Source organism: Pseudomonas syringae group sp. 26L6, from assembly GCF_032587815.1.
GTDB lineage: Bacteria > Pseudomonadota > Gammaproteobacteria > Pseudomonadales > Pseudomonadaceae > Aquipseudomonas > Aquipseudomonas amygdali.
Window position 1 is genome coordinate 618,997 of sequence record NZ_JAWHPJ010000018.1, and the last position, 19,919, is coordinate 638,915.

The following is a 19,919-nucleotide window of genomic DNA, read 5'->3' on the forward strand; positions in this document are numbered from 1 at the left end:
TGGCAATGACTTTCAATCCATGAGCGCCGCTGCTTACCCTCTCTATCGGCACCGATTTTGATTTCTTTTGCATGATTTTGGAACTTTTTTATTTTTAATTGTCGCGAATGTTTATTAATCGCGACAAAATGCACCACAGGAGGGCGTAGACGCCTTCATCTTCTCGCAAGGGAACCGACGTTCCGCCTCGCTTGACTAACCAGCATGCTCGTAACCTGTCGATGCGCTGGACAGCAAGTGCGGCACCTTTTTTACGATTTAAGGAGCACCTTCATGCAACTTGGGATTATTGGACTGGGCCGCATGGGCGGCAACATCGCACGCCGCTTGATGTTGAACGGCCACACGACTGTTGTGTATGACCGCGATGAGGCATCACGCAACGCCCTGGCCAATGACGGTTCGGTTGCAGTCGCAGGCCTGAAGGAAATGGTCGATGCGCTCGACAAGCCCCGCGCCATCTGGGTAATGCTCCCGGCAGGTGCGCCGACCGAAGAGACCATTCAGACCCTCAGCCAGTTGCTTGACGCCGATGATGTGATCATCGACGGCGGTAATACCTTCTACAAGGATGACATTCGGCGCGCTCAGGAGCTCACCGAAAAAGGCTTGCATTACGTCGATGTCGGCACGTCAGGCGGGGTCTGGGGGCTTGAGCGCGGCTATTGCATGATGATTGGAGGCGAGGCTGCTGTTGTCGAGCGCCTGGATCCGCTGTTTGCAACTCTGGCACCAGGTCTTGGCTCGATCGAGCGCACCAAAGGCCGTACCTCGACCGACGATCGCGCCGAACGTGGCTATATCCATTCCGGCCCTGCGGGTTCCGGTCATTTCGTGAAGATGATCCATAACGGTATCGAGTACGGAATGATGCAGGCCTTCGCTGAGGGCTTCGATCTTCTCAAGCAGAAAAACTCCGAGCATTTGCCGGCTGAGCAGCGGTTTGATCTGAACACGGCTGATATCGCCGAGGTCTGGCGTCGTGGCAGTGTGGTGTCTTCCTGGCTGCTGGACCTTACCGCTGATGCCCTGGCGACGGACCCGCAACTGGATGCGTTTTCCGGTTCGGTTGCCGACAGTGGCGAAGGGCGCTGGACCATCGAAGCCGCCATCGAGCAGGCGGTTCCGGTTCCTGTACTGTCCAGTGCGTTGTTTGCGCGCTTCCGCTCACGTCAGGCGAGTTCCTACGCAGATAAAATGCTGTCGGCCATGCGCTTCGGATTTGGTGGCCACAAGGAACCCAAGTAATGGGCCTGTCGCGCGACAGCGCCGAGCAAAAAGCCGAAGTGGCGCCCCCCACGACCCTGTTTCTGTTTGGTGCCCATGGAGATCTGGTCAAGCGCCTGCTGATGCCGGCACTCTATAACCTGTCACGCGACGGTCTGGTGGATGAAGGGCTGCACATCGTCGGCGTCGATCACAATGCGATCAGCGATGCCGACTTTGCGAAAAAGCTCGAGAACTTCATTCGCGACGAAGCCGCCGGGAAGGTTGCCGGTGGCGGCAAGGATCCACTCGATCCTGCGCTGTGGAGCAATCTGGCTGAGCGTATCAGTTATGTGCAGGGTGATTTCCTCGACGACTCCACCTATCAGGACATCGCCAGCAAGATCGAGAGCACCGGCTCCGCGAACGCGGTGTTTTATCTGGCCACCGCACCCCGGTTTTTCAGCGAAGTAGCCAAGCGGCTGGGCTCGTCAGGTTTGTTGCAGGAAAACGGCGACGGGTTTCGCCGGGTAGTGATCGAGAAACCGTTCGGTTCCGATCTGGCCAGTGCGGTCGAGCTCAATGGCTGCCTGCTCAAGGTCATGAGCGAGAAGCAGATCTACCGCATCGACCACTACCTGGGCAAGGAAACGGTACAGAACATTCTGGTCAGCCGTTTCTCCAATGGTCTGTTCGAATCGTTCTGGAACAACCACTACATCGACCACGTACAGATCACGGCGGCGGAGACCGTAGGCGTCGAAACCCGTGGCAGTTTTTACGAACACACCGGCGCATTGCGTGACATGGTGCCCAATCACCTGTTCCAGTTGCTGGCTATGGTTGCCATGGAGCCGCCGGCCGCTTTCGGTGCCGATGCTGTTCGCGGCGAGAAGGCCAAGGTGGTTGGAGCGATCCGGCCCTGGAGTCAGGAGGAGGCTCTGGCCAACTCGGTGCGTGGCCAGTATGCGAAAGGCGCGATGGGTGACAAGGAGGTTGTCGGTTATCGTCAGGAGGATCGCGTGGAGCCCGACAGCACGACCGAAACCTATGTCGCGCTCAAGGTCATGGTCGACAATTGGCGTTGGGTCGGGGTGCCGTTCTACCTGCGCACCGGCAAGCGCATGAGTGCTCGCAGCACGGAAATCGCCATCTGCTTCAAGCCCGCGCCGTATGCGCAATTTCGCGACACCGAAGTCGACCGCCTCAAGCCCAACTACCTGAGGATTCAGATTCAGCCCAACGAAGGCATGTGGTTCGATCTGTTTGCCAAGCGTCCTGGCCCGGAACTGAAAATGGAAGATATCGCGCTGGGCTTCGCCTACAAGGATTTCTTCGAAATGCAGCCCTCCACAGGTTACGAAACCCTTATTTATGACTGCCTGACCGGTGATCAGACGCTCTTCCAGCGGGCCGACAACATCGAGAACGGCTGGCGTGCCGTGCAGCCGTTCCTCGACGCCTGGGCCGCGCAGCCGCAAGTGCAGCTTTACGAAGCTGGCAAGGATGGCCCGCAAGCGGGTGAAGAGCTGCTGAGCCGTGATGGCCGCGAATGGAGAGAATTGAATGTCTGAACTGCCCGTACAGTTCCTGTTGTCCGACATCGACGGCACGTTACTGCGCCGTGATCACAGCCTTAGCCAGGCCAATATCGACGCGATCAGGCGCTTGCGCGAGGTGGGTATTCACTTCACGCTTGCCAGCAGTCGCCCGCCCAGGGCCATGCGCCAGGTGATCGAAGCGCTGGGTGTGGATCTGCCCACCGTGGCATTCAATGGCGGCACCATCACTCATCCCGATGGCAGCCTGCTGGTGGCTCATCGCATTGACCCTAAAGCGGTCAGGATGTGTCTTGAGCTGTTCACCGGCCAGAACGTTGCGATCTGGGTGTTTGCCGACGATCAATGGCTGTTGCTCGATCCTCACGCCGATTACGTTGATCATGAGCTCGACGCATTGGGGTACCGCTATGTTCAGGTCGAGAGTTTCGAGCCATACCTTGATCGCGTCGACAAGATCGTTGCGGCCAGCGCTGATTTTGAGCTGCTGAAGACTCTGGAAGCTCGCATCAACCCGCAGATCGAAGGATTGGCCCTGGCTGCGCGTTCGCAAAAATACTACCTCGACGTGACTGCGCTGGAGGCCAACAAGGGCTCCGCGCTGGTTACATTGGCGAAGTACCTGGGAGTCGATCTTTCTCGCACGGCGGCCATTGGCGACGGTGGTAACGACGTGGCGATGTTCCATAAGGCTGGCTTGTCGATTGCGATGGGGCAGGGCGAGCAGACAGTCAAGGGACAGGCTGATCATGTTACAGATAGCAATGAGCAGGACGGCGTTGCTGTCGCCATCGAGCGTTACATTCTTCCAGCTTGATCGAGCAGTTTGCGCATGCGGACGAATCATCATCACGACGGGCATTTCTGAATGGCTGCACTGATCGAAGACTATGCATTGCTGGGCAACTGTCAGACAGCGGCGCTAGTCGCCCGTGATGGTTCGCTGGACTGGTTGTGTTTCCCCCGTTTCGACTCGACTGCCTGTTTCGCCGCGTTGCTGGGTAACGACGATCAGGGCCGCTGGAAGATTGCGCCGACTGCAGAGGTCATCGCTGTCGAGCGCCGTTACCGCGACGGCACCCTGATTCTTGAAACTGTTTTCGAAACCCGTGACGGTCGCGCCATGCTGATCGATTTCATGCCCATGAAGACGACTGGTCATGTGGTGCGCATCGTGGTCGGGCTGTCCGGGCGTGTCGAGTTCGGCGTGGACCTCGCCATTCGCTTCGATTACGGCAGCAGTGTGCCTTGGGTCGAGCGCAAGGATGAACATACCCTGACTGCCGTGGCCGGGCCGGAAATGCTGGTGCTGCGCAGCCCTGTGGCCTTGCACCCGCAGGATCATCACACCGCCAGCCGTTTTCACGTCGATGAGGGCGAGCGCAAGGTTTTCACGCTGGCGTATCAGGCTTCGTTCGAGCCGCTGGCTGCGCAGATTGATGCCGATCAGGCGCTGGAGGTTACAGCAGCTTATTGGCGGGAGTTTTCTGATCGCTGCCCTGACGTCGGGCCGTGGACGGCTCAGGTAAAGCGCTCGCTGATCACTCTCAAAGCCATGACTTACGCTCCTACCGGTGGCATTGTTGCCGCCGTGACCACTTCATTGCCCGAGCAGTTGGGTGGCGAGCGCAATTGGGACTACCGCTATTGCTGGCTGCGCGATGCCACCATGACATTGCTGGCGTTCATGAATCTGGGCTATTTCGAGGAGGCGACCGCCTGGCGAGACTGGCTGCTGCGCTCGGTTGCCGGCAACCCGGAACAGATACAGATCATGTACGGCGTAGGCGGTGAGCGACGTTTGCAGGAGTACGAGCTGCCGTGGCTGAGTGGCTACGAGAACTCGCTGCCGGTGCGTGTCGGCAACGGCGCAGCGACTCAGGTGCAACTGGACGTTTATGGCGAGGTTGCCGATGCCATGATCCAGGCGCTGAGAGGCGGCATGCCGCAGCATCCGCGCAGCGTGGCGATCTCCAAGGTGGTCATGCCCTATCTGGAAAAGATCTGGCACCTGCCGGATGCGGGCATCTGGGAGATTCGTTCAGAACCACGTCACTTTACCCATTCAAAAGTCATGGCCTGGGTGGCCTTCGACCGAAACGCCACTCAGATCGCCAAGGCTGCCGAAAACGATGAGGATCGTGCATTGGCGAGCCACTACCGGCGTGTGGCAGATGAAATCCATGCTGATGTCTGTCGCAGCGGTTTCGATGCTGATCTTGGCAGTTTCGTGCAGACGTATGGCTCCAAAGAGGTCGACGCCAGTCTGCTGCAAATTGTGTTGACCGGTTTTCTTGCGCCGGAAGATCCTCGTGTCACCGGCACTGTCGCGCAAATAGAGCGCACGCTGATGCAGGATGGCCTGCTGCTGCGTTACGACAACGAGCGCAGTGTTGATGGCGTTGCCGGTCGGGAGGGGACGTTTCTGGTGTGTTCGTTCTGGCTGGCTGACGCTTACGTGCTGCTGGGGCGGGCTGATGATGCTGCACGGCTGTTTGAGAGGCTGTGTGATCTGTGCAACGACGTCGGCCTGCTGGCGGAGCAATATGATCCGAAAGATGGCCGCATGCTGGGCAATTTCCCTCAGGCGTTCAGTCACATCGGCATTATCAACACCGCATTGAATCTGCATCGAGCGATGTGTCCCGCACTGGCTCGCACATCGAGCGAGCTTGAAGGCGCATGATCAGTCGTCGCGGCCAGCCTTGCGAAACGTCAGGTTGATCCGCTGTTCGCCGAGCAGAGGGTGCTCGGCCTGTTTGACGGGCAGGATGCCGTGAAAGCGCAACCGGTCCTCGCCGCCCCAGACCACCACGTCTCCATGAAACAGTGATATGCGTTGGGTCTTGTCGCTGCGCAGCAGGCCGCCGAACTGGAAGGTGGCCGGTATACCCAGTGACACTGATACCACTGGCCAGCGATGGTCGTACTCGTTTTTGTCCTGATGCAGAGACATCTTCGCCCCAGGGATGTATCGATTGATCAAACAGGCGTCAGGCATAAAGTCGGCATAGCCTGCCGCGTGCGCAGCATCCTTTGCCAGTTGCATGAAGGCGTCCGGCATCGCAGGCCATATCAGGCCTGTTTGTGGGTCGGTTGCGGTGTATCGATAACCATGACGGTCGGTTATCCAGCCCAGTTGTCCGCAACTGCTCAGCGCTGCAGACATGCTCAAGCCACTGGGGGTCTGCATGTGCCTGAATGGAGACAGGGCCAGTGTCGCCTCAAGAGAGTCCAGCAGTTGTGGCATGACAGGCAGCGCAAAGCCTCTGAGCAGCCATGACCCAGGCCCGATCAACTCATTGCTTGCAGGCTGGGTCGTCTGGTCGGCAAACAGATCCAGATTGGCGGGAGTTTCACCTTTGCGTTGCATGGTCGGATCGAGCTCCTGCGGGTATCAGAGCGCCTTGCTGACCTTCACGTCAGTGATTTGATCGTCGCTCTGGCCGTGCATTTTTTTCAAGGCGGCTTCGGCCTCTTCGGTTGAGGCCGATTGCAGTTGGGCGAACTCGAAGCGGCGTTCGCCGTTGAGCTTGTAGCTGACAGCAAATTTAGTGGTGCGCGGGACTGGATTGTTCACGGTGACTCCTTGCATCATCCCAGGCGTGAGGTAGAGCGCCGGACGATCTTGATCTTGTGAGTGAAAGGCGGTTTGCGGCCTGCATTGGTATCTATCTTGCGGCCTGCGGTATCGATGGTGATGTTCCAGAAACCGGTGCTCGGCGCAGCGATCTTGGCCGGAAACGTGTCAAATGCACCGCCATGATAGGTGTGTCGACCGCCATTTTTGAAGCTGCGAAAATTCGCATCGTTCATCAGACGAATATTGCAGGTTTGCGAGCACTCGATAACGACCAGGTCGTCCTCGTTGAGATGCTCACGCTGGTGTACGAATTTCATGACGGGCTCCGAATGAGGGTTTTTCTGAAAAATCAAAACGATAGCATGTGATGCCCGCAATTTGACGTCGGTGGGCACTAATTTGCCGTGTTTCTGGCAAATATTGCCTTAGTGGGGATTTAATTGCGCGCGAGCTTGTCGTAGCACCTTTATTTGGAGGCTTTGTATGAAACTGGCTGTAGTAGTCCTGGCTCTGGCAATGACTGGCTGTGCCACAGTAAATGACATCGAACATACACCCCCCACCATGAACGTGATGTCGGGCAAGAACCCCAAGGAGTATGCCGATTGCTTCGTCGGCAAGATCGCCAGCAGTCGCAAGCCGCCGCTTATCGAGCCTCGCCATGATGGCCTGCGGGTAATTGTGGCGCAAAAGCTCAGCAAATCGCCTGCGGCGGTCGTCGATGTCGAGAGCCGCTCGGGTGGCAGTACGATCAAGGTCTATGAACGGCTTTCCAACGTGCCGATCCGCTTCAGGGATGTTCAGAACGCTGCCGAAGCGTGCATTTCAGGCTGATCGCTCTGGCGGGCTCAACCGGCCCTGTCCGCTTCGGACAGGGCGGCAGGCTTGATTATTTGCACACTACAAGCACGCTGCGGCTCTTGTAGTTGCCTACGTCCACACCGAGTGTTTTCTCGCTTTCCGCAGGCTGCGGAGTGCCGTCCGTACCGACAATTTCATAACCTGTACCCGCGCAGGAGGCGTCCGCTTTTTCGTAGCAGCTGGCCCAGGACATCGCCTCGCCGGAGCAGTCGATGCTCAAGCCCTGTCTGCCGTTTTTCAGGTAAGTGTTGGAGGCGGTTGCGCAGCCGGTCAGGCCCAGCGCAACAATAATGGACAGTAGGGAAAGGATTCTGATCATGTTTTTCGCTTCAAGATAAGGTCAGAGAATTGACAAATGCGAACGTTGGACTGGTAACAAGTGCCATCGTTCCGCCATGTTTTTCATCATAAATAGCTCGATAAATAGCTCGTCGTTTGCTGGCCACTGTTGCAGCTTTCTGGGAGCAGAGCATAAATGCTTCGGTCGTCCAAAGAGCGTGCACAAGGCTGTTACGCCGGGCTTTGGCGGTGACTTGAGCGTGGTCCGGTCTGCAATTGGCTGTAGGCAATATCCAGGAAGTGCGGAACTATCTGCCTGAGGATTCCTCTATCATGGCATCGTACGGCCAAAGGCGGGGCATTGTAAGGTGACCGCCTCCTGATTAGACTGCGCCGTTAACACCAACAGCCCTTACCAAGGACTTTTATGATCAAGAAATGCTTGTTCCCAGCAGCCGGTTACGGCACTCGCTTCCTGCCAGCGACCAAGGCCATGCCCAAGGAAATGCTGCCGGTGGTCAACAAGCCACTGATCCAATACGGTGTTGAGGAAGCCCTCGCGGCAGGCCTGACCGAAATTTCCATCGTGACCGGTCGTGGCAAGCGTGCTCTTGAAGATCACTTTGATATCAGCTACGAGCTTGAGCATCAGATCAAGGGCACGGACAAGGAAAAGTACCTGGTTGGTATTCGCAAACTGATCGACGAGTGCAGCTTTTCCTACACTCGCCAGACTGAAATGAAAGGTCTGGGTCATGCCATTCTCAGCGGTCGTCCGCTGATTGGTAATGAAGCATTCGCCGTGGTTCTGGCGGATGACTTGTGCGTAAATCCTGATGGTGATGGCGTGCTGGCGCAGATGGTCAAACTGCACAAGCATTATGGCTGCTCGATCATTGCCATTCAGGAAGTCGATCCGCAGGAAACCAACAAGTATGGCGTGATCGCCGGTGAAGAAATCAAGCCGGGCCTGTTTCGCGTGACCAACATGGTTGAAAAACCGAAGCCTGAAGATGCGCCTTCCAACCTGGCGATCATCGGCCGCTACATCCTGACTCCGGATATTTTCGAGAAGATCGAACAGACTGAGCCAGGCAAGGGTGGGGAGATCCAGATCACCGACGCGCTGATGAAGCAGGCTGCAGAAGGCAATGTACTGGCCTACAAGTTCAAGGGCGAGCGCTTTGACTGCGGTGGCGCTGAAGGCTACATCCAGGCTACCAACTTCTGCTTCGAACACTTTTACAAAACCGGTAAAGCGCATTGATTTTCGATTGATGACGCTCGGGACAAGGCCACCTTCGGGTGGCTTTGTCATTTCTGACTGGCCGCCAAGCGGTTATGCTGTGCCTCTGCCAAGGAGATATCGATGGCCTTTGATTTTGATCTGTTTGTAATTGGCGCCGGCTCCGGCGGCGTCAGGGCGGCACGTTTTGCTGCCGGTTTCGGTGCCAAGGTTGCCGTGGCCGAGAGCCGCTATCTGGGTGGAACCTGCGTCAACGTGGGTTGCGTGCCCAAAAAGCTGTTGGTCTACGGAGCGCATTTTTCCGAAGATTTCGATCATGCCAAAGGGTTCGGCTGGTCGCTGGGTGAGGCCAGTTTTGACTGGTCCACACTGATCGCCAACAAGGATCGCGAAATCAATCGCCTCAATGGCATCTACCGCAAACTGCTGGTCGACAGCGGCGTTACCCTGCTCGAAGGCCACGCCAGGCTGGTCGGCCCGCAGCGGGTCGAGATCAACGGCCAGTCCTACAGCGCCGAGCGCATTCTGATCGCAACCGGCGGCTGGCCACAGGTGCCTGATGTGCCAGGACGCGAGCATGCCATTACGTCCAATGAGGCGTTTTACCTCAAGACGTTGCCAAAGCGAGTTGTGGTCGTAGGGGGTGGTTACATTGCCGTGGAATTTGCCTCGATCTTCAATGGATTGGGCGCAGATACCACGCTGGTCTATCGTCGCGAGCTGTTTTTGCGCGGTTTCGATGGCGGGGTCCGTACTCATCTTCATGAGGAACTGCTCAAGCGTCACATGACGATTCGCTTCAATAGCGATATCGAGCGTATCGACAAGCAGGCCGACGGCAGCCTGCTATTGTCCATGAAAGGCGGCGGCACACTCGAGACCGATTGCGTGTTCTACGCAACTGGCCGTCGGCCGATGCTCGACAACCTCGGGCTGGACAGTGTCGACATCAAGCTCGATGAGCATGGCTATATCAAGGTTGATGAGCATTATCAGAGCAGCGAGCCTTCCATTCTGGCCATCGGCGATGTCATCGGTGGCGTGCAACTGACTCCGGTTGCGCTGGCTGAGGGCATGGCCGTCGCACGTCGGCTGTTCAAGCCGGAGCAGTATCGCCCGGTAGACTACAATCACATTCCGACGGCGGTTTTCAGTCTGCCGAACATCGGTACAGTCGGGCTGACTGAAGAGGACGCGATCAAGGCTGGTCACGATGTGCAGGTGTTCGAAAGCCGTTTTCGGCCGATGAAGCTGACCCTGACTGACGATCAGGAACGCACCTTGATGAAACTGGTTGTGGATGCGAAAACCGACCGCGTGCTGGGCTGCCATATGGTAGGGCCGGATGCGGGCGAAATCGTCCAGAGTCTGGCAATTGCCATCAAGGCTGGCGCGACCAAACAGGTGTTCGATGACACTATCGGCGTACACCCGACTGCTGCAGAAGAGTTTGTAACCATGCGCACGCCTGCCAAACGCTAACGTCAGGCAGCGCAATACCCGGAGGTCAGGAAGAGCTCCGGGACAAGGCTTGAAAAGGACGGATCCCGACGTGAACAGAGAAAAACCATCGGCCGGAATGCGCCTGCATCTGGCCGTTCAGAATCGTAAAATCGCGCTGCACATTGATGCATTGCGTGAAAGCGAGCATCAGTTCAGAACCCTGGCTGACAACATGAGTCAGCTGGCCTGGACTGCAAGTCCTCGCGGGCAGGCCCATTGGTATAACGAGCGCTGGTACGCATACACCGGGACGTCGCTCGAGGCGATGAAGGCTCTGGGCTGGCGTTCGTTACTGCATCCCGAGCATCGCGAGCGTGTGCTGGCGCGTTTGCAGTACTGCTTTTCGACGGGCTCGATCTGGGAAGATACCTTTCCACTGCGCGGCAAGGACGGTGCCTTCAACTGGTTTCTGTCGCGTGCACTGCCCATGCGCGACGCGCAGGGCCACATCACCCACTGGCTGGGCACTCATACCGATATTACGGCTCAGGTCAGCGCTGAAGAGGCGCTGCGCGAACTCAATGAAAGTCTGGAGTTGCGCGTTGCCGAGCGCACTCGTGAGCTGGCAACTGCCAATGAATTGTTGCAGGCCGAGATCGTCGAGCGAGCAATGGCTGAAGAGGTCTTGCGCCATGCGCAAAAAATGGACGCGATTGGCCAGTTGACGGGCGGCATCGCCCACGACTTCAACAATGTGCTTTCCGGCGTAATGGGTGCTCTGGACATGATCAGGCTTCGTGTGGCGGCAGGCCGGGTGGAGGAAGTTGATCGTTATCTGGACGCTGCGACCAGTTCCGCAAATCGTGCGGCTGCGCTGACCCGGAGGCTGCTGACATTTGCTCGCCGTCAGTCGCTGAATGTCACGGCAGTGGATATCAATCGCATGGTCCGATCTATGGAAGAGCTGCTGCGAGGTACGGTGGGCGCTCGCGCGCAATTGCATATCGAGCTGGAGGAGGGGTTGAGCAGTGTGTGCACGGACGAGCATCAGCTGGAAAATGCCTTGTTGAACCTGGTGATCAACGCGCGTGACGCTGTTGCGGTCGGAGGGCGGCTCCGGGTGCGCAGCCAGCTGTTAACGCTTGCCGCTCAGAAAGACGGGCTGGCACCTGGCGATTACGTACGGCTCAGTGTAGAAGATAACGGCTGTGGAATGGCTCAAGACGTCATCGACCGGGCGTTCGACCCGTTTTTCACCACCAAACCCGCAGGACAGGGCACGGGTCTGGGTTTGTCCATGGTCTACGGTTTCATCAAGCAGGCGGGCGGGCATGTGCAGATAAAAAGCCATGAAGGTCAGGGCACTCAGGTTCACCTGCTCTTGCCTTGTGCGATGACGACTGCCTGAGTGTTGCTTGTCATGCCTTGCCTTTTGGCTTGTTTCTGGGGGTAGTGGGTTTATCTGGCTGGATGAGGCCGTTCTGCAGGTTTTCCAATGCTGCTTCCTTTTTGGTCAGCAGCAGTTCCAGCATCCGGTTCTGTTGCCGAACCTCTGTCATGGCTTGTTTGAGCGTGGAGCTCTCTTCCTGCAGGCTGCCTAACCGTTCTTCCAGCAGAGCGCACTGGGTGCGGGCGTGATGCTGTTGTTCTGCCAGGGCGGCAGCCTGAGTAGTGGCCTGGTTCAGCAGGTCTTTTCGTTCGTGCAGCTCACGCAGTGTGCTGCGGTTTTCAGCCAGTAATCTCTCGTTGTCACGGTTCAGCTGTGTGATGTCTTCCTGGCGCATGGCGATGCCTTGCTGTGCCTGTCGAAGCTCCATTTGCAGTTGCTGAACCTGACCTTCGTGGCGTTGCTGTTCCTGCTCGCGCTGCTCTCTGATCGAGTTGCGGTAGTGCTCCAGGGCTTCGCGAGCGTGCTGATGTTTTTCTTCAAGCGAGTGGATCTGGCCGTCCTTGTCGTGCAGGCGCGACTCCAGATCCCGGTTGGCCTGAGACAGTCTGGCGTGCTCGGTCTGTGCGGTTTGCAGGTCATTTTGCGTGCGAAGCAGGGCGGCAGCCTGCTGTTCCAGAGTCTCGTTACGTTGCTGCGCATGTTCCTGCAGTTCGCTGATCTGTTGCTGAGTCGTCGCCAATTGTTGCTGCAGGGTGGCGCGATCAGCCTGATACGTGTCGCAGGCCTGATCAATGCGTTCCTGAGCCTGTTCCTGAAGACGCTGGGCAAGATGAGCTACCAGACCGCTCAACTCCTCGTTGATGTCCGGCGCTGGCGTATGCGTGGCGTCCAGCTCTTTGAGGTACCGGTGAATCGTGGTTTTTGAGCCTGTATTACCCATTTCGATACGTACTGCATCAATGCTGGGATTTTCACCTCTGGACAGCAGGGAAACCCTTGCTTTCTGCACCAACGCCTTGTTTACGCCGCCCCGAGCCATGTGTCCCCCTACGATTTCGTACTGTGGTATGTACCCTGTAATTACATACTATATTATTAGAAATAATTTGCCATTTTTTTGAATTAATTAACCCGGGATATTGGCGTATTATCCCGTATCAGGCGTTGTCAGTTCATTTTTCGGCGCTCTTTCCGGTACACCGCGCAGGTTCGAGCCATGAATGACGTTGATCGCTATATCGATGCCGCAACCCGTGACAACACACGCCGCAGTTATCGGGCGGCCATCGAGCATTTCGAAGTGACATGGGGCGGGTTTCTGCCGGCGACCAGCGAAAGCGTGGCGCGTTACCTGGCCAGCCATGCCGGAAAGCTATCGGTCAACACGTTGAAACTGCGCCTGTCAGCACTGGCGCAATGGCATGCCAGTCAGGGTTTTGCCGATCCCACCAAGGCGCCCATGGTGCGTAAGGTCATCAAGGGCATTCGTGCATTGCATCCGGCACAAGAGAAGCAGGCCGAGCCTTTGCAGTTGCAGGACCTGGAGAAAGTCATTGCCTGGCTGGAGATCGAGATAGGTGATGCAGAGGCGCGACACGACCAGCCGCGGCTATTGCGTTGTCGTCGTGACTCGGCGCTGATCCTCTTGGGGTTCTGGCGCGGCTTTCGCAGCGACGAGCTGTGTCGCCTGCAAGTGCAGGACGTCAAGGCCACTGCCCACTCGGGCATCAGCCTTTATCTGCCGCGCAGCAAGGGCGATCGCGATAACCTGGGCAGAACGTATCAGACGCCCGCCTTGCAGCGGCTGTGCCCGGTGCAGGCTTATATAGAGTGGATCAATTGCGCGGCGCTGGTGAGCGGTCCGGTGTTTCGGGCGGTGGATCGATGGGGTAATCTTGGCGAGGAGGGGCTGCACGCCAACAGCGTTATCCCGTTGCTGCGTCAGGCTCTCCAGCGTGCAGGCATTGCCGCCGAGCACTACACCAGTCACTCGCTACGCCGCGGCTTCGCCAGTTGGGCGCACAGCAACGGCTGGGACCTCAAGTCACTGATGTCTTATGTAGGCTGGAGGGACATCAAGTCGGCGATGCGCTACATTGACGCCGCGCCGTTCCCGGGCAACCTGGAGACAGGGAGCGGGTCGAAGGTTTCTTCTATCGATAAGCTGCCTTCATAGTGAAAAGCAATCAGTGACATCAGGTTTGCCAATGAGCGATTGTCACTGATCATGCGTAAGCTTCACTCCATCGAATTAACAACCCATCCAACCCATCAGGAGATATACCGATGCCTATCATCAACAGCCAAGTAAAACCGTTCAAGGCTACCGCGTTCAAGAACGGCGCTTTCGTTGACGTTTCGGACGCCGACTTCAAAGGCAAGTGGTCTGTCGTATTCTTCTACCCGGCCGACTTCACCTTCGTTTGCCCGACCGAGCTGGAAGACCTGGCTGACAACTACGAAGAGTTCAAGAAGCTGGGCGTCGAGATCTACAGCGTTTCGACCGACACCCACTTTGCCCACGCTGCATGGCACAACACTTCGCCTGCAATCGGCAAGATCCAGTACACCATGATCGGTGACCCGACCCTGACTATCTCGCGCAACTTCGACGTGCTGATCGAAGAAGCCGGTCTGGCGGATCGCGGTACGTTCGTGATCAACCCTGAAGGTCAGATCAAAATCGTCGAGCTGAACGACGGTGGTGTTGGCCGTGACGCTTCCGAGCTGCTGCGCAAGATCAAGGCTGCTCAGTACGTTGCTGCTCACCCGGGCGAAGTCTGCCCAGCCAAGTGGAAAGAAGGCGAAGCTACTCTGGCTCCGTCCCTGGATCTGGTTGGCAAGATCTGAGTCGCATGAATCGGCTGGGGGCGTTGAGCTCTTGAGCAAGTAAACCGCATCGCCCCAAAAAACGCCCGGGCGGTAATCGCCTGGGCGTTGTTATTTCTACCCTTTGTAAACAGGAAGCCGCCACATGTTGGACGCCAATCTTAAAGCCCAGTTGAAATCCTATCTGGAGCGGGTTACTCGCCCCATCGAGATCGTCGCGTCCCTTGATGACGGCGCGAAGTCTCAGGAAATGCTTGCACTGCTCAATGATGTGATCAGTGTCTCCAAAGATGTCACCCTGAATGACAGTGGCAACGATGCGCGTACTCCGTCGTTCTCTCTGAGCAGCCCTGGCCACGATATCAGCCTGCGTTTCGCCGGTATCCCCATGGGCCATGAATTCACCTCGCTGGTCCTGGCGCTGCTGCAAGTTGGCGGCTACCCACCCAAGGTCAGTGCGGAAACCATCGAACAGGTTCGCGCTCTTCAAGGCGAATTCCATTTCGAAACCTATTTCTCGCAGTCCTGCCAGAACTGCCCGGACGTTGTCCAGGCATTGAACCTGATGGCAGTACTGAACCCTGGCATCAAGCATGTCGCTATCGACGGTGCACTGTTCCAGGACGAAGTCACAGATCGCAAGATCATGTCGGTGCCCAGCATCTATCTAAATGGTGAGCTGTTCGGTCAGGGCCGCATGGGCCTGGAAGAAATTCTCGCCAAGATCGACACCGGTGCCGGTGCGCGTCAGGCAGAAAAACTCAACGCCAAACAGGCTTTTGATGTGCTGGTAGTCGGCGGCGGCCCTGCTGGTTCGGCGGCTGCGGTCTACGCAGCCCGCAAAGGCATTCGTACCGGCGTTGCAGCCGAACGTTTCGGCGGTCAGGTGCTCGACACCATGGCGATCGAAAACTTCATTTCGGTACAGCACACCGAGGGCCCAAAACTGGCCGTTGCGCTGGAAGAGCACGTCAAACAGTACGAAGTCGACATCATGAACCTGCAACGCGCCGACAAGCTGATTCCGGGCGCGGCCGGTGAGCTGCACGAAGTTAAATTCGCCAGCGGTGCCAGCCTCAAGGCCAAGACCGTCATTCTTGCCACCGGCGCACGCTGGAGGGAGATGAACGTACCGGGCGAACAGCAGTACCGTAACAAGGGCGTGGCTTATTGCCCGCACTGCGACGGTCCATTGTTCAAGGGCAAGCGCGTCGCCGTGATTGGTGGCGGTAACTCGGGTGTCGAGGCGGCAATCGATCTGGCGGGTATCGTGTCACACGTGACGCTGCTGGAGTTCGATGTGCAACTGCGTGCCGATGCCGTCTTGCAGCGCAAACTGCACAGCCTGCCCAACGTTACCGTGATCACCAGTGCGCAAACCACTGAGGTGACCGGCGATGAGCAGAAGGTCAACGGCCTGCGTTACAAGAACCGCACCACCGGCGAAGAAATCACCGTGCCGCTGGAAGGTATCTTCGTGCAGATCGGCCTGCTGCCTAACAGCGAATGGCTCAAAGGCTCCATCGAGCTGTCGCCGCGTGGTGAGATCGTGGTCGATGCACGTGGTGAAACCTCGGTGCCGGGCATCTTCGCTGCCGGTGACGTGACGGTAACTCCGTACAAGCAGATCATCATCGCCCTGGGCGAGGGTGCCAAAGCCTCCCTGAGTGCCTTTGACCACCTGATCCGTACCTCCGCACCGGCCTGATCGGGCAGCGCTAAACAAAAAGCCCCGTGAGCGATCACGGGGCTTTTTGTTATCTGGGTGATCGTTCCCGAGCGGGAGCAATCACTCAGGGCAACCAAGGCCTCAGAGCGGGGTTGGCTGGATAATCTCTACCCAGTAGCCATCCGGGTCCTTGATGAAGGCCAGGCTGTTCATGCGGCCATCGGACAGACGCTTTTGAAAGTCGACGCCCAAAGTCTCGAATCGCTCGCAGGCAACCTTCACGTCTGGTACCGAGACGCAAATGTGACCAAAGCCACGCGGGTCGCTGTTGCCGTTGTGGTACGAAGCTGTCGCATCGCTCTCGGTGCCGTGATTGTGGGTCAGCTCGAGAATGCCGGGGATCGATTTCATCCACTCGTTGCGGGCTTTGTCGTCTTCCGGGATCTGCGCCTTATCCACCAGTGCGAGGAAGTAGAGGCTGAATTCGGCTTCCGGGAAATCACGCTTTTCAACCAGGCTGAAGCCGAGCACGCGGGTGTAGAAATCCAGCGATTTTGTGATGTCCTTGACGCGCAGCATGGTGTGGTTGAACACAAACTGCCGGGTAGCCGCTTCAGGGTCGGCCGTAACGCCCGGTAGTGTGTTGAGTTCGTGCAAGCTCATCAATGTGTCTCCAACAGAATGTACAAATAATGCCAAATGATACGGGGCAGGGCGGGCAGTGCCAAACCCTCGTTCGGATAACGTCGCTTCGGTCTTGCTCGATGCCGGCAACAGGCTCAGAATTTCCGGTCAACTGTTCTGGCGACCTGACCATGATCCTTTCGCAATACCGATGCGCCTTGCCAGGTCTGTGCCTGTTCCTGCTGCTGGGCGCCGCACAGACTCACGCCGCCGACGCAATGATCATCTGGCCCGCAGGCTGGGAGGTAGAGTCGCTGCCGACCGAGTCGGGCAAGCCCGTGCAACCGTCCGTGCAAGTCAGACAGCGCGCGGTGAAAAACGATCAAAGTGGAAACCCGCTGATGGTCATGGAGCTGACTCAGACACGCCTGACGCCCGGGCATGAGGTTAATGTCCCGGGTGTGCTGCTGGAGATGCGCAAGTCGGTTCAGGTCAATTTTGCCCGCAGCGGCCTGCAGAGCGTCTGCACGCATGTGCGTGAGAGCCGGCTCAGCGTCGTGCCGGCACTGGAAACCACCTGCACGATCACCCAGAACGGCGTACATGTGTTGACCCAGACACTGGTAGCGGCTGCCAGTAAAGAGATGGCCTGGTCGCTTTCCTACGCAGGATCGGCAGATGGGTACACGGCCAACAAGGAAGAGGCGTTGCGTATCCGCGAGAGTTTGCGTCTGGACGATGCGCAGTGATACCTGCTTTTTCGCAGACAAAAAGAAGCCCGCCGAGGCGGGCATGGGGCGCTATTCCTTTAGCGGTCTTCATCATCCGAGAATCCATGTGAAAAAAGTGTGAAGCTGCGCGGTGTCAGCCATCCGCCGATTTTCGATCCGGCGAAGCACGCAGTAACAAATTCTCTTATCGCTCACTAGACCGAATAAACTGAACAATTACTCTACACATTTCAGCAACTGTTCAGGTTTGTAACTGTGCGCTGAATCGAATAATCGATGAATTTTTATTGGCGTCATTATTTCAACGGTATTAATACCTGACGCGCTGGAAGTACATGTACCGAGCAGTTCACTTAATCATATATATGAATGTCGGCGGCGGGCAGACAGTCAACTGTGTATGGGCGTTTGATCAGGCGGATGCAGTGTGCAGACGCTCAGTTGACGTATGGGTCGATAAAAAAAGCCCTGCAAGTGCAGGGCTTCAATTGACAAAGTTTTAATCAGGCGCGAAGCCACGAATCAACAGTGTCTACACCGTACTGCTCTTTCCACGCTTTGAGACCGCGGTGGTTACCACCCTTGGTTTCAATCAGCTCACCGGTGTGGGGGTTCTGGTAAACCTTGACCACGCGTGCACGACGACGCTTTGGTCCGGCGGGTGCGACCAGCGACGTGGCGCTTGAAGGATCAAGGATTGCGATGATGTCACGCAGGCTTTTGCCGTAGGTGCCCATCAGGTCCTGGAGCTTTTGCTCGAACTCGATTTCCTTCTTCAACCCGGCGTCATTCTTCAAGGATTCCAGCTGTGCAAGCTGTTCTTGAAGGGCTTTCTCTGCTGCTCGAAACTCGGCAAGTCTGGACAAGTAATACACTCCAACAATGTAATGGCTGTTGTCAGCCCTATAAAGCGATGAGACAAAACTGATTGGCCGATTCGCTCACTCGATGCTGCCCTGTACCTGCGGTTTCTATGCTGAAACATGGCCTTTGCGGCTTGTCATTGCGCAGACAGAGGATAGTTATAACTCAGTAGCCCGCAAATGATGCACCTTTTTTTTCAGTTAGAAAATAGCCTTTTTCAAATTCGTTAAATAGTCGTGGTGGAGGGTGTTGGATATAGGCGATGAAGCCGGCGTTATCAGGCGAGCTGTTGTGTAAGTTATTTCCGACATTAGTCGCAGATGGAAAACGAGCCATGCGACACTGGACGGCTTAAAAGGAGAAACATCTGACAGACATGAAGGCTGGCGGATGCGGAAAGAGCAGAAGTGTCTGAAGGCAGCGGATGAAAGGGCGTGTAGCGGCATAAAAGATGGCCCTTGGCCCGCCTTTTTTTGCCTTTCTGACCCTACAGTCCCTGTTGCAGCACCGGGTCGTCGGGGTTCTGCTGCTCGAGCTCTGCCAGCAGAATCTGCACGTTTTGCAACTGACCATTTTCTTTCCAGTATTGAATCAGCAGCACTCTGGCCTTTCGGTTCGCAGGCTGGCTCTGAACAATCTGCGTCAACTGCCTCTGCGCCGCCTCAAGCTCGTGCAACGAATGCAGGGCAACCGCCAGGTCGTAGCGGTAGTCGGTGTTATCGGGCGCCAGCTCTGTAGCCTTCGCCAGGCTGAGCACAGCGAACTCTGCTTGTCCGTGGTTAAGCAGCCACATGCCCAGCGCGTGCTGAAGCATGGATGAACCAGGATTATGTTCCAGCAACTGTGCAAAAAGGCTGCGTGCCTGCTCGGCCTGGCCCTTGCGGTCCAGCAGCTCGATGTGCGCCAGCGCCGCTTCGATATTGCCCGGGTCCAGTGCTGTGGCCCTCTGCAGCGCGGCGACTGCCGGCTCCAGGTCGCCGGTCTGCAGGTACAGTCTGGCCAGTTGCAACTGATTTTGTGCGTTTTGCGGCTGGCTCTTTAGCGACTCCTGAAACGCCTCGGCACTTTGCTGCAGCACGGCAAAGTACAGGCCCAGCTCATCAGGTGACAGGCCGAGCAGGGCACTGGTGGCGCGGAATCTGACGGATTGTTCGTCGTCGTCCAGCAATGGGCCCAGCAGCAGGCTGCGCTGGCTGTTGGAGACCAGTCTGACGCTGACATCGATAGCCGCTTCACGCACCTGTGCGGATCGGTCACCCAGCGCGGCATCGAGCAATTTGAGGGCCTGAGGGCTGGGGTAGTCGCTCAATTCGGCGAGCAGGTTGATGCGCTGCTCGTCAGACAGGTCGGTTCGTGCCAGTTGCTGGTACAGCACGCGTGCAGCGCCGGGCTTGCCATCGTGTGCCTGTTCCAGTGCCTGAGCGTAGGTGTGGCTCAACCTGGCGGGAGCTGTCTGAACAGGCAAGCGCCACCACCAGAAAGCCAGTGATAGCGCCAGCATTGCCGCAGCCGCTGCGCCGATCAGCCAGTGATGTCGAGTAGTGGGTTGAGGCGATAACCCCTTGGTAGAAAGTCTGGGCATATCGATTTCCAATGCTTGACGGGTTGCAGCTTCGGGGAGTGGGTGGCAGCTGT

General features: G+C 57.1%; 20 protein-coding genes. 12 read left to right on the top strand and 8 right to left on the bottom strand.

Going from position 1 to position 19,919, the window contains the following annotated elements; translation table 11 throughout:
* Window positions 1-273 precede the first annotated feature (273 nt).
* The 4 genes from gnd to RYA97_RS10395 are packed head-to-tail and all read left to right on the top strand — an operon-like array spanning window position 274 to window position 5,451.
* Window positions 274-1,248, top strand: a complete 975-nt coding sequence (gnd, locus tag RYA97_RS10380; protein WP_004664947.1) for a phosphogluconate dehydrogenase (NAD(+)-dependent, decarboxylating) — start codon at window positions 274-276, stop codon at window positions 1,246-1,248.
* On the top strand, window positions 1,248-2,780 hold the full coding sequence (gene zwf, locus RYA97_RS10385) for a glucose-6-phosphate dehydrogenase (protein WP_117139368.1): 1,533 nt from the start codon (window positions 1,248-1,250) through the stop codon (window positions 2,778-2,780). The genes gnd and zwf overlap by 1 nt, the downstream gene beginning before the upstream one ends.
* A complete protein-coding gene (locus tag RYA97_RS10390; protein WP_057405053.1) occupies window positions 2,773-3,582 on the top strand; it encodes a Cof-type HAD-IIB family hydrolase in 810 nt (269 codons plus the stop codon). Before zwf ends, RYA97_RS10390 begins: the two co-directional genes overlap by 8 nt.
* Before the next feature lie 51 nt (window positions 3,583-3,633).
* Window positions 3,634-5,451: a glycoside hydrolase family 15 protein gene (locus RYA97_RS10395; protein WP_117139367.1), complete on the top strand. Its 1,818-nt coding sequence runs from the start codon at window positions 3,634-3,636 to the stop codon at window positions 5,449-5,451.
* Here RYA97_RS10395 and alkB read toward each other — a convergent pair whose 3' ends face one another.
* Genes alkB through RYA97_RS10410 form a run of 3 tightly spaced genes read right to left on the bottom strand, consistent with a single transcriptional unit; the run spans window position 5,452 to window position 6,665 of the window.
* Window positions 5,452-6,138: a DNA oxidative demethylase AlkB gene (alkB, locus tag RYA97_RS10400; RefSeq protein WP_117139366.1), complete on the bottom strand. Its 687-nt coding sequence runs from the start codon at window positions 6,136-6,138 to the stop codon at window positions 5,452-5,454.
* Window positions 6,139-6,162: 24 nt separating this feature from the next.
* Entirely contained in the window at window positions 6,163-6,345 is a 183-nt protein-coding gene (locus tag RYA97_RS10405) for a hypothetical protein (RefSeq protein ID WP_002553289.1), read from the bottom strand.
* Window positions 6,346-6,359: 14 nt separating this feature from the next.
* Complete coding sequence (locus RYA97_RS10410) at window positions 6,360-6,665, bottom strand: DUF1883 domain-containing protein (protein ID WP_002553290.1); 306 nt, start codon at window positions 6,663-6,665, stop codon at window positions 6,360-6,362.
* A gap of 166 nt (window positions 6,666-6,831) precedes the next feature.
* Here RYA97_RS10410 and RYA97_RS10415 point away from each other — a divergent pair, with 166 nt between their 5' ends.
* On the top strand, window positions 6,832-7,182 hold the full coding sequence (locus tag RYA97_RS10415; protein ID WP_002553291.1) for a hypothetical protein: 351 nt from the start codon (window positions 6,832-6,834) through the stop codon (window positions 7,180-7,182).
* Window positions 7,183-7,237: 55 nt separating this feature from the next.
* On the opposite strand, the gene RYA97_RS10420 is transcribed toward RYA97_RS10415, so the two are convergent.
* On the bottom strand, window positions 7,238-7,519 hold the full coding sequence (locus RYA97_RS10420; protein WP_029240846.1) for a hypothetical protein: 282 nt from the start codon (window positions 7,517-7,519) through the stop codon (window positions 7,238-7,240).
* A gap of 396 nt (window positions 7,520-7,915) precedes the next feature.
* Here RYA97_RS10420 and galU point away from each other — a divergent pair, with 396 nt between their 5' ends.
* The 3 genes from galU to RYA97_RS10435 all read left to right on the top strand — a co-directional run bounded on the left by galU (window position 7,916) and on the right by RYA97_RS10435 (window position 11,585).
* The gene (galU, locus tag RYA97_RS10425) at window positions 7,916-8,755 is read left to right on the top strand and encodes a UTP--glucose-1-phosphate uridylyltransferase GalU (protein WP_002553293.1); all 840 of its coding nucleotides are present in this window, start codon (window positions 7,916-7,918) and stop codon (window positions 8,753-8,755) included.
* A gap of 102 nt (window positions 8,756-8,857) precedes the next feature.
* The gene (gene gorA / locus RYA97_RS10430; protein ID WP_004664951.1) at window positions 8,858-10,216 is read left to right on the top strand and encodes a glutathione-disulfide reductase; all 1,359 of its coding nucleotides are present in this window, start codon (window positions 8,858-8,860) and stop codon (window positions 10,214-10,216) included.
* A gap of 70 nt (window positions 10,217-10,286) precedes the next feature.
* Window positions 10,287-11,585, top strand: coding sequence for a PAS domain-containing hybrid sensor histidine kinase/response regulator (locus RYA97_RS10435; protein WP_162882935.1), 1,299 nt, complete (start codon window positions 10,287-10,289; stop codon window positions 11,583-11,585).
* Between the two features lie 10 nt (window positions 11,586-11,595).
* Here RYA97_RS10435 and RYA97_RS10440 read toward each other — a convergent pair whose 3' ends face one another.
* A complete protein-coding gene (locus RYA97_RS10440; protein WP_057404621.1) occupies window positions 11,596-12,606 on the bottom strand; it encodes a DNA-binding protein in 1,011 nt (336 codons plus the stop codon).
* A 177-nt stretch (window positions 12,607-12,783) separates the two neighbouring features.
* Here RYA97_RS10440 and RYA97_RS10445 point away from each other — a divergent pair, with 177 nt between their 5' ends.
* The 3 genes from RYA97_RS10445 to ahpF all read left to right on the top strand — a co-directional run bounded on the left by RYA97_RS10445 (window position 12,784) and on the right by ahpF (window position 16,104).
* A complete protein-coding gene (locus tag RYA97_RS10445) occupies window positions 12,784-13,743 on the top strand; it encodes a site-specific integrase (protein WP_005780326.1) in 960 nt (319 codons plus the stop codon).
* Between the two features lie 110 nt (window positions 13,744-13,853).
* Window positions 13,854-14,417 (top strand): alkyl hydroperoxide reductase subunit C, encoded by a 564-nt coding sequence (gene ahpC / locus RYA97_RS10450; RefSeq protein ID WP_002553298.1) that lies wholly within the window; start codon window positions 13,854-13,856, stop codon window positions 14,415-14,417.
* Window positions 14,418-14,541: 124 nt separating this feature from the next.
* Window positions 14,542-16,104, top strand: coding sequence for an alkyl hydroperoxide reductase subunit F (gene ahpF, locus RYA97_RS10455; RefSeq protein WP_004658541.1), 1,563 nt, complete (start codon window positions 14,542-14,544; stop codon window positions 16,102-16,104).
* 102 nt (window positions 16,105-16,206) lie between these two features.
* Here the strand turns inward: ahpF and gloA are convergent, their stop codons facing one another.
* The gene (gloA, locus tag RYA97_RS10460; protein WP_002553300.1) at window positions 16,207-16,728 is read right to left on the bottom strand and encodes a lactoylglutathione lyase; all 522 of its coding nucleotides are present in this window, start codon (window positions 16,726-16,728) and stop codon (window positions 16,207-16,209) included.
* Window positions 16,729-16,829: 101 nt separating this feature from the next.
* Between gloA and RYA97_RS10465 the strand changes: the two genes are divergently transcribed.
* Entirely contained in the window at window positions 16,830-17,438 is a 609-nt protein-coding gene (locus tag RYA97_RS10465) for a DUF4946 domain-containing protein (RefSeq protein WP_316892239.1), read from the top strand.
* A gap of 485 nt (window positions 17,439-17,923) precedes the next feature.
* On the opposite strand, the gene RYA97_RS10470 is transcribed toward RYA97_RS10465, so the two are convergent.
* On the bottom strand, window positions 17,924-18,286 hold the full coding sequence (locus RYA97_RS10470) for a histone-like nucleoid-structuring protein, MvaT/MvaU family (protein WP_002553302.1): 363 nt from the start codon (window positions 18,284-18,286) through the stop codon (window positions 17,924-17,926).
* A 485-nt stretch (window positions 18,287-18,771) separates the two neighbouring features.
* Entirely contained in the window at window positions 18,772-19,866 is a 1,095-nt protein-coding gene (locus tag RYA97_RS10475; protein WP_117139365.1) for a tetratricopeptide repeat protein, read from the bottom strand.
* Window positions 19,867-19,919: the final 53 nt, after the last annotated feature.

Bases quoted from the DNA above. Each gene is read 5' to 3' on its own strand.
- gnd (WP_004664947.1), top strand. From the start codon at position 274: ATGCAACTTGGGATTATTGGACTGGGCCGCATGGGCGGCAACATCGCA.
- zwf (WP_117139368.1), top strand. From the start codon at position 1,248: ATGGGCCTGTCGCGCGACAGCGCCGAGCAAAAAGCCGAAGTGGCGCCC.
- RYA97_RS10390 (WP_057405053.1), top strand. From the start codon at position 2,773: ATGTCTGAACTGCCCGTACAGTTCCTGTTGTCCGACATCGACGGCACG.
- RYA97_RS10395 (WP_117139367.1), top strand. From the start codon at position 3,634: ATGGCTGCACTGATCGAAGACTATGCATTGCTGGGCAACTGTCAGACA.
- alkB (WP_117139366.1), bottom strand. From the start codon at position 6,138: ATGCAACGCAAAGGTGAAACTCCCGCCAATCTGGATCTGTTTGCCGAC.
- RYA97_RS10410 (WP_002553290.1), bottom strand. From the start codon at position 6,665: ATGAAATTCGTACACCAGCGTGAGCATCTCAACGAGGACGACCTGGTC.
- RYA97_RS10415 (WP_002553291.1), top strand. From the start codon at position 6,832: ATGAAACTGGCTGTAGTAGTCCTGGCTCTGGCAATGACTGGCTGTGCC.
- galU (WP_002553293.1), top strand. From the start codon at position 7,916: ATGATCAAGAAATGCTTGTTCCCAGCAGCCGGTTACGGCACTCGCTTC.
- gorA (WP_004664951.1), top strand. From the start codon at position 8,858: ATGGCCTTTGATTTTGATCTGTTTGTAATTGGCGCCGGCTCCGGCGGC.
- RYA97_RS10440 (WP_057404621.1), bottom strand. From the start codon at position 12,606: ATGGCTCGGGGCGGCGTAAACAAGGCGTTGGTGCAGAAAGCAAGGGTT.
- RYA97_RS10445 (WP_005780326.1), top strand. From the start codon at position 12,784: ATGAATGACGTTGATCGCTATATCGATGCCGCAACCCGTGACAACACA.
- ahpC (WP_002553298.1), top strand. From the start codon at position 13,854: ATGCCTATCATCAACAGCCAAGTAAAACCGTTCAAGGCTACCGCGTTC.
- ahpF (WP_004658541.1), top strand. From the start codon at position 14,542: ATGTTGGACGCCAATCTTAAAGCCCAGTTGAAATCCTATCTGGAGCGG.
- gloA (WP_002553300.1), bottom strand. From the start codon at position 16,728: ATGAGCTTGCACGAACTCAACACACTACCGGGCGTTACGGCCGACCCT.
- RYA97_RS10465 (WP_316892239.1), top strand. From the start codon at position 16,830: ATGCCGGCAACAGGCTCAGAATTTCCGGTCAACTGTTCTGGCGACCTG.
- RYA97_RS10475 (WP_117139365.1), bottom strand. From the start codon at position 19,866: ATGCCCAGACTTTCTACCAAGGGGTTATCGCCTCAACCCACTACTCGA.